Raw genomic sequence first — 13227 nt, forward strand, 5'->3', positions numbered from 1 at the left:
AAAGTCATTGGCTGTAATGCGGATGGTATTCCACTCGATCCCAATTCTCATTGGCATCAATAACACAATGAATACAGGGTGGGAGCGGGGTAAAAGTTCAGACACTTTCGCCCTGATTACCTAGCGCCCTCATTTGTGCGCACAACCGCGAAATGAAAAGTTTTTTTCTGGGAGGTTCCGATGGCAGGAAGACGCCCGAAACCGACCCACTTGAAGGTGGTCACCGGTAATCCGGGAAAACGAAAACTCAACGATAAAGAACCCCAACCTAAACGTGAAATTCCAAGCCCGCCCGAACATTTAACGGATTGGGGGAAAATGGCGTGGGCAAAATTAACCTTATTACTCGATGGAATGGGTGTTTTAACCGTGGCTGACACGCTGGCATTAGAACGGCTGTGTGATATCTACGCCGATATTCTTCAATTGCGAGACACCATTGCCATTGAGGGGCGGACATACACCACAAAAACGCAATCAGGGGATTTTTTAATTAAAGCGAATCCTGCTGTTGCCATGTTGGCCGATGCAGATCGCCGTTTTAAAAGTTATTTAGTCGAGTTTGGTTTAACCCCTGCCGCTCGCTCGAAGGTGAATATGGATGGTGGAGAAGAAGAGGAAGATCCGCTCAACCAATATTTCGGTTGATCCCGCAACACAATACGCGCAAGACGTGCATCAAGGCAAAATCTTAGCGGGGCCTGATATTCGTCATGCATGTGCACGTCATCTCAAAGATTTAAACGAAGCCGAGCAACGAGGATTAGTCTGGGATGTCGAGGCTGTCAAAAGGGTGATCGATTTTTTCGCGAAAGTCTTAAAGCTCAATGGCGGGGAACATGAAGGCAAACCGTTTATTTTATTGCCTTGGCAATGCTTTGTGATTGGCTCCATTTTTGGCTGGAAAATGACTGATGGTACACGGCGATTTCGCATTGTGTACGTTGAATCAGGTAAAGGTTCAGGAAAATCACCGATGGCGGGTGGCGTTGGGTTGTATTGTTTAGTCGCCGACAGTGAACCGCGTGCTGAAGTGTATGCGGCAGCCACGAAAAAAGACCAAGCCATGGTTTTGTTTCGTGATGCGGTGGCAATGGTTGATCAATCTCCCGCATTAAGTCAGCGGATCACCAAATCAGGCGGAACAGGCAAAGAGTGGAACTTGGCTTATTTGAAAACGAGTTCATTCTTTCGTCCGATTAGTTCGGATGATGGGCAATCAGGGCCTCGTCCCCATTGTGCGTTGATTGATGAAATTCATGAGCATAAAAATAATACCGCCGTTGAGATGATGCGAGCGGGCACAAAAGGTCGGCGACAAGCCTTGATATTTATGATCACCAATAGTGGGCATGATAAAACCAGTGTGTGTTATGACTACCATGAATACGGACGAAAAGTTGCCGAAGGCACTATCGAAGACGACAGCTTCTTTTCCTATATTTGCTCACTGGATGAGGGCGATGATCCCTTTAAGGATGAGTCTTGCTGGGGGAAAGCCAATCCGTCATTGGGCTACACCTTTTCTGATCGCTATTTGCGCGAACAAGTGACACAAGCTCGAGGTATGCCCGCGAAAGAAAGCATTGTGCGTCGGCTTAATTTTTGTCAGTGGGTGGATGCCGATAATCCGTGGATTAACAGTGAAACATGGATGCAGTGTGAAAACACGTTCACATTCGATGACCTTCAAGGTGAAGAGTGTTATGGCGGACTGGACTTATCGGGAACCAAAGATTTAACCGCATTAGCCTTGTATTTTCCTAGTCTCAAACGTCTTTATGTCGAATTTTGGACACCCAAAGACACTTTATTGGATAGAGCGAAAACCGACCGAGTGCCTTACGACTTATGGGTAAGGCAAGGTTTTATGCATACCACGCCAGGGAATGCGGTGAGATATGAATTTGTGGCAGAACGCATTGCTGAAATGGCGATGCACGTCAGCATGAGAGCCATTGCCTTTGACCCTTATCGCATTAAATACCTTGAACCCAAACTCGATGACGCGGGTGTGACGGTTCCTTTAACTCCGCATGGACAAGGATATTACAAAGCCAAAGATTCAGGGCTGTGGATGCCACACTCTATCGAACTGTTTGAACAGCTCATTGATGACAAGAAGATTGAGATCCACGCCAATCCTTGTTTGAGATGGAATGCCGCATCCGCTGTGCTTGAGGCTGACCAAAAAGATAACCGCGTCTTTGCCAAGAAAAAAAGCACGGGTCGAATTGATGGAGTGGTGGCCTCTGCAATGGCGATTGGGGCTTCTGAAGGGGAATTCGAGGATGAAGGGGATATTGATGGTTTCTTTGATAACCCAATTATTGTGGGGATCTAAATGCGTAACGTGAAAAAAAAGAGCCGAATAAAATCGGCGATCCTCAATTGGATGGGGATACCCATTAGTTTAACTGATGGCGCCTTTTGGGAAGAATGGATTGGAAAGAGTAGCAGTGGCAAGGTGGTCACCGCAGATAATGCATTACAGCTGTCTGCGGTATGGTCTTGCGTTCGGTTACTCAGTGAATCTATTTCGACATTGCCATTGAAAATCTATCAAACGAAGGCGGATGGCTCGCGCGAACTGGCGAAACATCATCCCGCTTACACAGTATTATGCCGAAAACCCAATGCAGAAATGACGCCTTCTCGCTTTATGTTGATGGTTGTTGCCAGCTTATGTTTAAGAGGAAATGCGTTTATTGAAAAATGTTATATCGGGAAAAAGTTGGTTTCTCTTCAACCGTTATTACCTCAAAACATGACGGTGAAACGATTGGAAAATGGGCAATTGGAATATACCTATACTATGCCTAAATCGAATAAACGGGTTATTCCCGTTAAAAATATGATGCATATTCGAGGGTTTGGTATGGATGGTGTGTGCGGAATGATACCGATCCAGATTGGGCGTGATGTGATTGGTACCGCGTTATCGACGGATGAAGCGGCCGGAAAAGTGTTTGAAAATGGGTTACAAACCAGTGGATTATTAACGTCAAAGAATGCCTTGAAAGCCGATCAACGAGAACGCCTAAGAAAGCATTTAATGACGTTTACCGGCTCAAAAAATGCCGGAAAGGTGATGATCCTTGAAGCGGATTTGTCTTATCAAAATGTCACCATGAACCCTGAAACGGCGCAATTATTACAAAGTCGCGGATTTAGCATTGAGGAAATTTGCCGTTGGTTTCGCGTTCCACCTTTTATGGTGGGGCATGCCGATAAGCAAAGTAGTTGGGCATCCAGTGTGGAAGGGATGAATATGCAGTTTTTGACCAATACACTACGTCCCTTATTGGTCAATATTGAGCAAGAAATTAATCGTTGTTTACTCGACAGTGATGATGATTATTATGCGGAATTTTCTGTTGAGGGCTTATTACGTGCAGACAGTGCAGGACGTTCAGCTTATTACACAACAGCGTTACAAAATGGCTGGATGAGCCGAAATGATGTTCGACGGTTAGAGAATTTACCGCCTATTGAAGGGGGCGATATTTATACGGTTCAGCTTAATTTAACGCCACTGGATCAGCTCGGAAAAGATATCACGAACAATGAAGCTGAAAAGCTCAAAGCACAGATCACTAACTGGTTATTTCCTGAAGGTGAACCTGTAACCCCATCTCAATCCAATCCACCTCGTCCCGAGGAGTCATCGTTATGAAAAAAAATCAGTTGCCAGTCGCGCTGGAGGATCGCCCCTGCGCATCGATTCGCTATGAGCTGAAACCCAAAGCACTGGATAAATGGAATAGCCGTATTCGGGCATCCAGTGCGGATAACTCGATTTCGATATTGGACGTCGTTGGAGAAGATTATTGGGGTGAAGGTGTCACCGCTAAACGGATTTCCGCCGCGCTTCGTGCCATTGGTGAGCAAGATATTGTCGTTAACCTCAATAGTCCAGGGGGCGATATGTTTGAAGGGTTGGCAATTTATAACTTGCTTCGTGCTCACAGTGGCAAGGTAACGGTCAATATTTTGGGCATTGCCGCTTCCGCTGCGTCCATTATTGCGATGGCAGGGGATGAAATAAAAATGGGGCGCGGTGCCTTTTTAATGATCCATAACTGTTGGGCAATGGGGGTAGGAAATCGTCACGACTTTGCAAAACTTGCTCATGATCTCGCCCCTTTTGATGCCTCGATGACCGATATCTATGTGGCACGCAGTGGGCAATCGAGTGACGTGGTGAGTCAGATGATGGACAACGAAACATATATCAGTGCGAGTGAAGCGATAGAAAAGGGATTTGCGGACAGCCTACTTTCTGCCGATGTGATTGACGAAGGTGATGAAAGTCCCCAAGCCGCGATCCGAAAACTGGATGCGCTACTTGCCAAAACCAACACACCTCGTGCTGAACGACGAAAACTAATTAGTGCATTAACCCGAAGTACGCCGAGCGCTACTTCCCAACCTAATGGTATGCCAAGCGCTACCTGCGATATTAATCCTGAAATCCTGTCAAAATTGGAGGAGGCGGTGACCGCCTTTGCCTGCGTTAAGTAATTGGAGTGACTATGTCAGAGACAAATGAATTATTAAAAAACCTATCGGCAAAAATTGAAGAAGCCAATCAGCATTTTAATGCCAAAGCTGAAGAAGCGTTAAAAGAAGCGCAGAAAGTGGGTGGATTAAGTGAAGAAACGAAACATGCCGTAGACAAAATGGCAACCGAGCTAAATGCGCTACGCGAATCTGAAAAAACACTGAAAGCCGCATTAGGGGATTTAGAACAACATGTTGCGCAAATGCCACTCAATAATGCGGTGCAGGTTGTAAAAAGTGTTGGTCAACAAGTGATCTCGGCTGAAGTATTAAAAGAGATCAATTCCAGCATTCAAGAGGGCAAGCGTGTTTCAATTCCTGTTCAGGCAGCATTAACATCTACGGGGGTTGCCGAAGGCGTAGTTGAACCACAACGATTGTCGGGTATCGATGTTGCACCGAAACAACGACTTTTTATTCGTGACTTAATTGCGTCAGGTAAAACGCAATCTCCCGCCATTTTCTGGGTTCAGCAAACGGGGTTTACCAACAAGGCGGCGGTTGCGCCTGAAAATACCACTAAGCCGTATAGCGACATTGCCTTTGCGACCAAAATCACGCCAGTGACGACGATTGCTCATATGTTTAAAGCGTCTAAACAAATCTTAGATGATTTTTCTCAGTTGCAGTCGTTGATTGATGCAGAAATGCGTTATGGATTGAAGTTTGTTGAAGAGCAAGAAATTTTATTTGGTGATGGATCTGGGGCTCATTTGCACGGCATTATCCCACAAGCCACTCAATATAAAGCCTCCTTTACGGTTGAAAAACAAAATGGTATCGATGATTTACGGCTTGCCATGCTTCAAGCTCAATTGGCGCGTTTCCCTGCTTCTGGTCACGTTTTACACTTTATTGACTGGGCGAAAATTGAACTAACCAAAGACGCTTTGGGGCGCTATATTTTGGCTAATCCTTCCGCATTAACAGGGCCGACTTTATGGGGATTACCGGTTGTGGCAACAGAAACTCCCGCGTTTAAAGGGAAATTCTTAACAGGGGCATTTAATGCGGGTGCACAGCTCTTTGATCGCGAAGAAACGAATGTGGTGATTTCAACGGAAAACGCCGATGATTTTGAGAAAAACATGATCTCTATTCGTTGTGAAGAGCGTCTTGCTTTGGCGATCAAACGTCCAGAAGCCTTTGTTTACGGTGATTTTACGGTAGCAACGTCAAGTGATTAATGTAACTAAGGCGGTCTTTATGACCGCTTTTTCTTTGGAGGTGATATGAAATTAGTCATCTTACGAGCCATTTATTTTGAGGGACGAGTGGTGCTTGAAGGCGAGCAGATTGATACCTTAGAGCAACATGGACGGGAGTTAATCCAAAAAGGCTATGCCAAAGAACAGGAAGAAACACATCTTGTTACTGAACCCGAACCTGAACCGAAAAGAAATATTAAGGCGAAAAAGGAGAAATAATGCTTTCTCTCAAATTGGTGAAGCAGCATTGCAATATCGATCCTGATTTTACGGATGACGATAATTTATTGACGCTGTATATCGGTTCCGCTGTGAAATATGTTGAAAATTACACGCGTCGAACATTACATAAAACTCAGGAGATGGATAAAGCACAAGAAGATCCTGAAGCCTTGTTCTTAACGGATGATGTGATTGCGGCAATGCTCTTATTAATTGCGCAATGGTATGAAAATCGTGAGGGGGTAATTTCGGGGCAAGCTTTTTCTACACAACCTTTTGCGGTCACCGCACTACTTCAACCTTACCGGATTTATGGGTTGTAGGAGGTTTTATGCGTGCAGGACGATTACGCCACACTATTCATATTCAAAAATCAGTATTAGCGCCCGATGCCATCAGTGGCAGTGATGTGATTTGGACGGATCATGCGACAAAAGTACGTGCAGCGATCATGCCTTATCAAGGGCGAGAATATTTTCAAGCTCAGCAAGTACAAAGTGAGGCCACAACGCGAATTCTTATTCGCTATATCGCTGATATCGATACCTCAATGCGTATTGTATGGGGTAAGCGAATATTTAATATTATTTCGATTATTGACCCTTATGAGCGTCATCGTGAGCTTCAATTAATGTGCAAAGAGGGCGTGAATGATGGGTGAAATTAAAATCAGTGGATTGTCTGAACTCGCTCAACGAATGCAAGACATCGCCCGTAAAACTAGAAATCAAAGCGCGCGTAAGGCGATGAATGTAGGGGCTTCGGCGTTAAAAGAAGAAATCAAACATCGAGTACCTATTCTTAAGGAAACGGTGCCTCATCGACGCAAAGGCACCATCAAGCGCAATATTCGTTCTAAAACGAAAGTGCAGCGCAATGGGCAAGTTAAAACGCGCATTTGGGTGAAATCATTATCGGGTAAAAAGGTGTCTGCCTTTAAACAGGCAACGGGAAAAAGTGCGGCATTGAACCCAAATGATCCGTTTTATTGGTGGTTTGTCGAGTTTGGCACCGCCAAGATGCCCGCACAACCGTTTATGCGGCCCAGTTTTGAAGCGAAAAAGGAAGCGACGGCTAAAGTGATTGTTCAAGCACTCAAAGAGGACATTGAAAAAGTAAGGTAGAGATCATGATACAGCAATTAAAAGAGACCCTTTCACCTCTTGTCGATGGAAGGGTTTTTTTTCAGGTATTACCCGAAGGCAAAGGGCATTATCCCGCCATTGTGATCCAGTTTGCCAGCATCACGCCTAACAGTGCGCTGGAGGATACGGATTTAGACAACTATCGCGTGCAACTTGATGTGTATGCGCCACAACCACAACCTCTCATAGTCTTGCGTAAAAAAATCGAGGCTCAGATTATCGAGGCAATCCCATTTGCACAACGAATGAATGCGGTCTTTGGGTATGAAGCGGATGTCAAATTGCATCGGCTTGTTCTTGAATTAATGATTTCATCAGATAAATAAGGAATGGATATGGCAAAGTCAAAAAACCATAAAGCGACGCCTTTCCTCGGCACGAAGATCTTTGTGCAAACAGGCTTAGGGGAGGCGATGACAGTGACGGAAGCGACGTTATCACCCGCAACCATTACCATCGCCAATAATAAACTGAAAGCGGATGACATGATTATGTTATCGGGTTTAGGGGAGTTAGATGGGCGTTTTCCCATTGCACAGGTTGATGGCAATAAAGTGACCCTGTGCGACGAAGTGGATTGGAGTGATAAAACGCTACCCACGGATTTTGTAAACGCCAAAGCACAACGTATTCAGTGGTCTAATAACTTTTGTGCGGTAAAAAGTTTCAGCAAAGACGGTTCGACAACCGAACAAATTGATGTCACTACCATTTGCAGTGATGGGAAGGAATATGAATCTGGCGATACGGAATACGGCTCAATTAAATTGACCTTTTTCTTACGGTATAGCTCCAGTGAGGTGCAGCGACTCTTGCGTAAATATGAAAACAGCAAAGAAAAATTCGCAGTGAAAATGGTCTTAACGCGAGATGAAGGCTCCATGTTTTATTACGGCTCCGTCGAAACGGGCATGAACATTGATGGCAGTGTAGGGCAAATGATGGATTCGGGGATCTCGATTAAATTGTCTGGCCGTGATTATTTGAATGCGAAGAAATAACCCTTAATTCATCCACCTCATTATTTCTCTTCTCCCTTCTCGATAAAAAATCTTAGGAGTAATTATGTCTAACGCGTTATTGCGTGAATTAGTGTTAAACCAAGCACTGAAAGTGACGCCTTTTACTTATTTAGACAACACCTTTTATGTCAAAGAGCTGGATGTTGGCACCATGAATTACATTCAGCGCAAACTTCGCCAAATTAAAATCAAGCTCGCCGAAGCGCAGGATATTTATTTAGACGAAGACGATCCCGAACAATTTAATGAGGCGATAAATCGTGTCTACGATGAATATGATGTCGCCAGAATGTTGGCCTTTAAGTTGTGTGATGAAAAAGGGGAACTGCTTTTTGATGCTGAAAATGAAGAAGACTTAAAAGGTCTTAATCGCCTAGGGCAAGGGTTCTCTAATGCGGTGTTTACAGCCGAATCGGGGAACAGCGAAAAAAACTCGGAGACCGGCGACAATTTCAATTGATATTGTCGTTGGCTCTGGGAAAAACACTCACAGAAATCGAGCAAATGCCCGAAAGCCACTTGTGTGAATATGAGGCCTTTTATCGCAAACAGCCCTTTGGCTTATGGCGAGAGGATTATCGGATGGCACAAGTGGCACATCTTTTAGCGATGATAAATCGTGATCCGAAATTCCCCCCTCCTCAATTAACTGACTTTATGCCAATGTGGCAGAAAAAGCCCACAGAAGCTGAAGAGTGGGATAGTGTTACTCAGAATGTATTGGCTCATCGATAGCCCCTTTGTTGGGGCTTTTTTTATTGTTTTAAGGAGTTTTTATGGCTGGCGCATTGGGGAGATTAAATATCGATTTGACGCTGAATACGGCAAATTTCACAAATGCGATCAACCGTAGCCAGCGCCAAACAGAACAATTTGGACAAAGTATTCGCGTCAGCCTTCAAGCTATCACCGTACAACAAGAGCGAATGGTATCGCAAACCGCAAAATCCTCGGCACTCTTTACCCGTTTTGCGAGCGTCGCAGCAAGTGCATTATCTGTACGGCAAGTGATTAATTATGCCGATGGTTGGACGGAATTACAGAACCGCTTAAAACTGGTGACAGAAAGCTCCGTTGAGTTAAATAAAGCCACACAAGCGGTCTATGATATTGCCCAAAAAACCTATCAATCATTGGATGCCACAGCACAGGTTTATCAACGTTTTGCGGATAATGCCGATCGCTTAGGATTAAGCCAGCAGAAAGTGGCTGAACTCACAGAAACTGTCTCAAAAGCCGTGGCGATTTCAGGCGCGAGTGCAACCGCAGCCCAAGCGGCATTAACCCAATTTGGTCAAGCATTAGCCTCAGGTCAGTTACGTGGGGAAGAGCTGAATTCAGTGATGGAGCAAACCCCTGCGTTAGCGAAAGCTATCGCTGACGGAATGGGTGTCAGTGTGGGTGAACTAAGGAAGAAAGCCCAAGACGGTGAAATGACGATAGAGAAAGTCATTCAAGCCTTAGAACGTGCAGCCGACAGTGTGGATAAAAAATTTGCTACCAGCGTGACAACGGTTAGCCAAGGTTTCACTAATCTTCAATCGGCGATAACAAAATTTATCGGTGAAGCGAATCAAAGTACAGGTGCGACTCAGCTTTTAACAACGGGGCTTTCTGCATTATCGAATTATTTTTCTGAAGTGATGAGAATTACGGAAGCTTTAGCCATGACGGCTATTGCAATAAAAATAGCCAAATGGACTCAAGCCACTTATGCACAAGCCGCGGCAACGAAATTAAAAGTTCAACAAGATTTAATCGCCGCTAAAGCCACAAAAGCCAAGATGACGGCTGAATTAGAGCTAGCCCGTGTTGAAATGCGTTCTTTACAAGCGCAACTTCAACTCGCTCAGACAGAAGCACAACGCAGTAGTATTCGAATGCGAATGAAAGCGCAGTCTTCCATTATTGTGTCAGCCACAAATGCAGAAACATTAGCGATACAACGGTTGAATGCAGCACAAAGAGCCAGTTCTACATTAGGGAGAAGTTTTGGTGGTGCACTTGCATTTCTTGGTGGGCCTCTTGGGATTGCGACAGGATTATTGACCGCGGGGGCAATGGCTTACTATGAGTGGCAACAACAAGCAGAACAATCAAGACAAAAGGCTCTTGAGTATGCAGAGTCATTAGACGTTGCAACGGAGTCATTAAACAAATTAAGTGATGCGGAGCGTCAAGCTTCAATCGGAAAACTGGCTGAAGGTTTAGATGCACAAATTGAGAAAATAGAAGAGCTAAAGAGAAAGCAAGAGGACTTAAAAAAATCATCGGATTTGGGTGGGGCAAATAAAGGCATCTCTTTTTATTATACAGGAGATTACGAGTCATTTTCAGCGGAAGTAGTTAAAGCTAGAAAAGATGAACTTCAAGTAACTGCTGATCTTGAAACAAAGAATAGAGAATTAGAAGTTACACGTAAAAAAATGGCATTATTGCTTGATGCTGAAGTTCAAAAAAACGGGATGGTCTCTAATGCCTATGCGCTTTATGCCAGCCGTATTTACGATGCTTCCGTAAAATCTGATGAATTGATTGGTAAACTCCATCTACAAGGTTCTGCTTTTGATAATTTAGCGCAATCCATTCGTTCAGCCACCCAAGAGCAACAGCAGTTTTCGGCACAATCGTTAATTGTCGTTTCTGATGATGCACAAAAATCAATCGATGCTTCTCTTCGTACTATTGAAAAATCTAAAGCAGAAGGTAAGGCTTTAGCTAAACTCAATGCAGAAGATGTATTGGCGAGTAGAAAAATCACACCGGACATGATGGGGTATGACAAAGCGTTACAAGCTGAAATTGAAGCCCAACTTGCTTTACAGTCTAAAAAAATTAAGCCACCCAAAACACCAAAATCAACGATTGATTATGCCAAACAGTACACCAAAATCTTGACGGAATTAGAGGAAAAACAAGCCTCATTGATTGCGGATGGACAAAGCATTCAGTTGTATGGCACTACCTCATCCTTTAATGAATACACATCCGCCTTAGCTGATATCAAACAGAATAAAGATAAGTTTGATGCCATCTTAAAAATCGATCCCAAAGCGATTGAGACAATAAAAGAAAAAGCGAAAGCCATTGATGATCTGGCGCGTGCCAACTCGGTTGCGCAATTTGCTTATGATCGCAGTAAAGAAATTGAGCAGATGCAATTTGAAACCACCTTGATAGGAAAGTCACGCGCAGAGCAAGAAAAGATCAATGCCCTTCGTCAGATTGATGTGCTCTATCAGCAAGCCAGTGTGGATTTAGGCGAAAAAGAGTTGGCGAACTTACAACGCAATGTCGAACTCACTAAACAGCAGATTGAGGAAGAGCTGAGGAAGCGAGAGGCCATGAAAGGTGATCCGATGGCGGGATTAAAACAAGGCTTATCGGATTTCAATGAGTCGGCCATGGATGTGATGGAGAACGTCAGAAATGTCACTACCAATGCGCTTAATAATATGTCTGATGCGTTAGCCGATTTTGCTTTAACGGGTAAAGGAAGCTTTAAAGATTTTGCCAATGCGGTGATCTCCGATATCACTCGAATGGTGATGAAAATGCTGGTTTTCAAAGCCATTGAAGCAGGTGGGCAGGCAATGGGCTTTGATATGGGATGGATGAGCAAAGGACATGCTTACGGTGGTTATACGGGGCACGGCGGGAAATTTGAGCCTAAAGGGATTGTGCATGGTGGTGAGTTTGTTTTTACCAAAGAAGCGACGGCTAAATTGGGTGTCGGTAATCTCTATCGCTTAATGCATGCTGCGCAAGGTTATGCTTCAGGGGGCTTTGTGGGGGCGGCCGCAGGGCGAATACCCGTTACACCACAACCGACGTTAGCTCGTGCGAGTGGTGTACAAATGACGGTCGTTAATCATATTACGGTGACAGGAAATGGTGACGCTGTACTTGCGCAAGCAATGAAAGAAGCCGCACAACAAGGGACAGAAGCAGGCGCACAGAAAGCTCACGCGATGATGTTACAAGACTTTCAAAGTAATGGTGCAGCACGCAGAACATTAGGAGTTTAAATGTCTATTCTTGAATGGCCAAAAGAGGTGATCCCCACGCAGGAAAACTGGCAATTATTGAGTAACAGCAAAACCTTTACCTCACCATTTAATGGAAGTAGTCAAACGGTACGCTTTCCGGGAAGTCGTTGGCGTTGTGAGCTGACATTCAATAATTTAAATGAAGAGAAATCGCGCCAGTTAGAAGCGCTGGTGGCTTCATTGGATGGGATGTCGGGGCGAGTCAAAATAGCCAGTTGGATAAGAAAAGGGCGTTATGGGTATGGTTCGCCTCGCATTGCAATACCGAGCCAATTAGGTCATCGGCTAGAAACAAAGGACTGGAAGCGCAATATGCGCGTGTTACAGCAAGGGGATCGCTTAACTGTGGGCAATGAACTCAAAATGGTGGTGGCGGATGTGGTCAGTGATCATCAAGGACGTGCCATTATTCTTATTTCGCCGATGTTAAGAATGTCACCTACCGTCAATGAAATGCTCGAGGTTGAGCGTCCTTTTGGAGTATTTCGGCTCGTTGATAATGAACAGGGTAAATTTCAGCATCGTCGCTTGGGGTATACCAATATCACGTTATCTTTTGAGGAGGTGTTGTACTGATGCAATATCATCCATTTTCTGATGCCATGGTCAACGCGATTAATGAGGGGGCTTATATCGTTTTAGCTGCCAGACTCGATTTGAAATCAGGCGTGACCTGTGCGCATACCGGTGTTGGGCAACTGATTATTGCGGGGGAAACCTATTTAGGTGTAGGAAGTTTAGGCGAAATCAGTCAGCTAAAAGAAAATAAGACAACCAGTCCCCCACAATTACAGCTTAAATTAGCGGGTTTTGATAAATCGCTGGTGGGGATGGTGATGAATGAGCAAAGTCGAGGGCGAGAAGTGCGGTTGATGATGGTTGCCATCGGTGAAGAGGGAAAACCGCTTCTTGCTGAAATCTTATTTGTCGGACAAATCACATCGATTAATGTGGTGTCTGGCGAAGAAAATGCCGTATGTGTTAATGTTTCTAATCGATTCGAGCGATGGTCAATCGG

General features: G+C 44.5%; 16 protein-coding genes. All 16 read left to right on the forward strand.

Annotated elements, in window-relative coordinates:
* The first annotated feature begins 180 nt into the window (after nt 1-180).
* Nucleotides 181-648 (forward strand): phage terminase small subunit P27 family, encoded by a 468-nt coding sequence (locus GWJ05_RS08500; RefSeq protein ID WP_036905779.1) that lies wholly within the window; start codon nt 181-183, stop codon nt 646-648.
* Nucleotides 602-2344 (forward strand): terminase large subunit, encoded by a 1743-nt coding sequence (locus GWJ05_RS08505; RefSeq protein ID WP_161681357.1) that lies wholly within the window; start codon nt 602-604, stop codon nt 2342-2344. The genes GWJ05_RS08500 and GWJ05_RS08505 overlap by 47 nt, the downstream gene beginning before the upstream one ends.
* On the forward strand, nt 2345-3676 hold the full coding sequence (locus GWJ05_RS08510) for a phage portal protein (protein ID WP_058336210.1): 1332 nt from the start codon (nt 2345-2347) through the stop codon (nt 3674-3676).
* Complete coding sequence (locus tag GWJ05_RS08515; RefSeq protein ID WP_109395509.1) at nt 3673-4524, forward strand: head maturation protease, ClpP-related; 852 nt, start codon at nt 3673-3675, stop codon at nt 4522-4524. Before GWJ05_RS08510 ends, GWJ05_RS08515 begins: the two co-directional genes overlap by 4 nt.
* Before the next feature lie 11 nt (nt 4525-4535).
* Entirely contained in the window at nt 4536-5750 is a 1215-nt protein-coding gene (locus GWJ05_RS08520) for a phage major capsid protein (RefSeq protein ID WP_161681358.1), read from the forward strand.
* A 45-nt stretch (nt 5751-5795) separates the two neighbouring features.
* Nucleotides 5796-5990, forward strand: a complete 195-nt coding sequence (locus GWJ05_RS08525) for a DUF7210 family protein (protein ID WP_072071162.1) — start codon at nt 5796-5798, stop codon at nt 5988-5990.
* Nucleotides 5990-6316: a head-tail connector protein gene (locus GWJ05_RS08530; RefSeq protein WP_161681359.1), complete on the forward strand. Its 327-nt coding sequence runs from the start codon at nt 5990-5992 to the stop codon at nt 6314-6316. Before GWJ05_RS08525 ends, GWJ05_RS08530 begins: the two co-directional genes overlap by 1 nt.
* A gap of 8 nt (nt 6317-6324) precedes the next feature.
* Nucleotides 6325-6654 (forward strand): phage head closure protein, encoded by a 330-nt coding sequence (locus GWJ05_RS08535; RefSeq protein ID WP_161681360.1) that lies wholly within the window; start codon nt 6325-6327, stop codon nt 6652-6654.
* Nucleotides 6655-6670: 16 nt separating this feature from the next.
* Nucleotides 6671-7117, forward strand: a complete 447-nt coding sequence (locus tag GWJ05_RS08540) for an HK97-gp10 family putative phage morphogenesis protein (protein WP_237585115.1) — start codon at nt 6671-6673, stop codon at nt 7115-7117.
* Nucleotides 7118-7122: 5 nt separating this feature from the next.
* Nucleotides 7123-7464 (forward strand): tail completion protein gp17, encoded by a 342-nt coding sequence (gene gp17, locus GWJ05_RS08545; protein ID WP_109910851.1) that lies wholly within the window; start codon nt 7123-7125, stop codon nt 7462-7464.
* Between the two features lie 9 nt (nt 7465-7473).
* Nucleotides 7474-8139: a hypothetical protein gene (locus tag GWJ05_RS08550; RefSeq protein WP_036937600.1), complete on the forward strand. Its 666-nt coding sequence runs from the start codon at nt 7474-7476 to the stop codon at nt 8137-8139.
* 64 nt (nt 8140-8203) lie between these two features.
* A complete protein-coding gene (locus tag GWJ05_RS08555; RefSeq protein ID WP_109910849.1) occupies nt 8204-8620 on the forward strand; it encodes a hypothetical protein in 417 nt (138 codons plus the stop codon).
* Between the two features lie 8 nt (nt 8621-8628).
* Nucleotides 8629-8895 (forward strand): phage tail assembly protein T, encoded by a 267-nt coding sequence (locus GWJ05_RS08560; RefSeq protein WP_237585116.1) that lies wholly within the window; start codon nt 8629-8631, stop codon nt 8893-8895.
* 41 nt (nt 8896-8936) lie between these two features.
* Complete coding sequence (locus GWJ05_RS08565; RefSeq protein ID WP_161681362.1) at nt 8937-12188, forward strand: phage tail tape measure protein; 3252 nt, start codon at nt 8937-8939, stop codon at nt 12186-12188.
* Entirely contained in the window at nt 12189-12785 is a 597-nt protein-coding gene (locus GWJ05_RS08570; protein ID WP_036918208.1) for a hypothetical protein, read from the forward strand. It begins immediately after the preceding gene.
* The coding region (locus tag GWJ05_RS08575) for a hypothetical protein (RefSeq protein WP_161681363.1) at nt 12785-13227 on the forward strand (443 nt) is incomplete at its 3' end. The genes GWJ05_RS08570 and GWJ05_RS08575, both read left to right, overlap by 1 nt.

It is taken from the genome of Proteus sp. G2626 (assembly GCF_009915985.1).
GTDB classification, from domain to species: Bacteria; Pseudomonadota; Gammaproteobacteria; order Enterobacterales; family Enterobacteriaceae; genus Proteus; species Proteus vulgaris.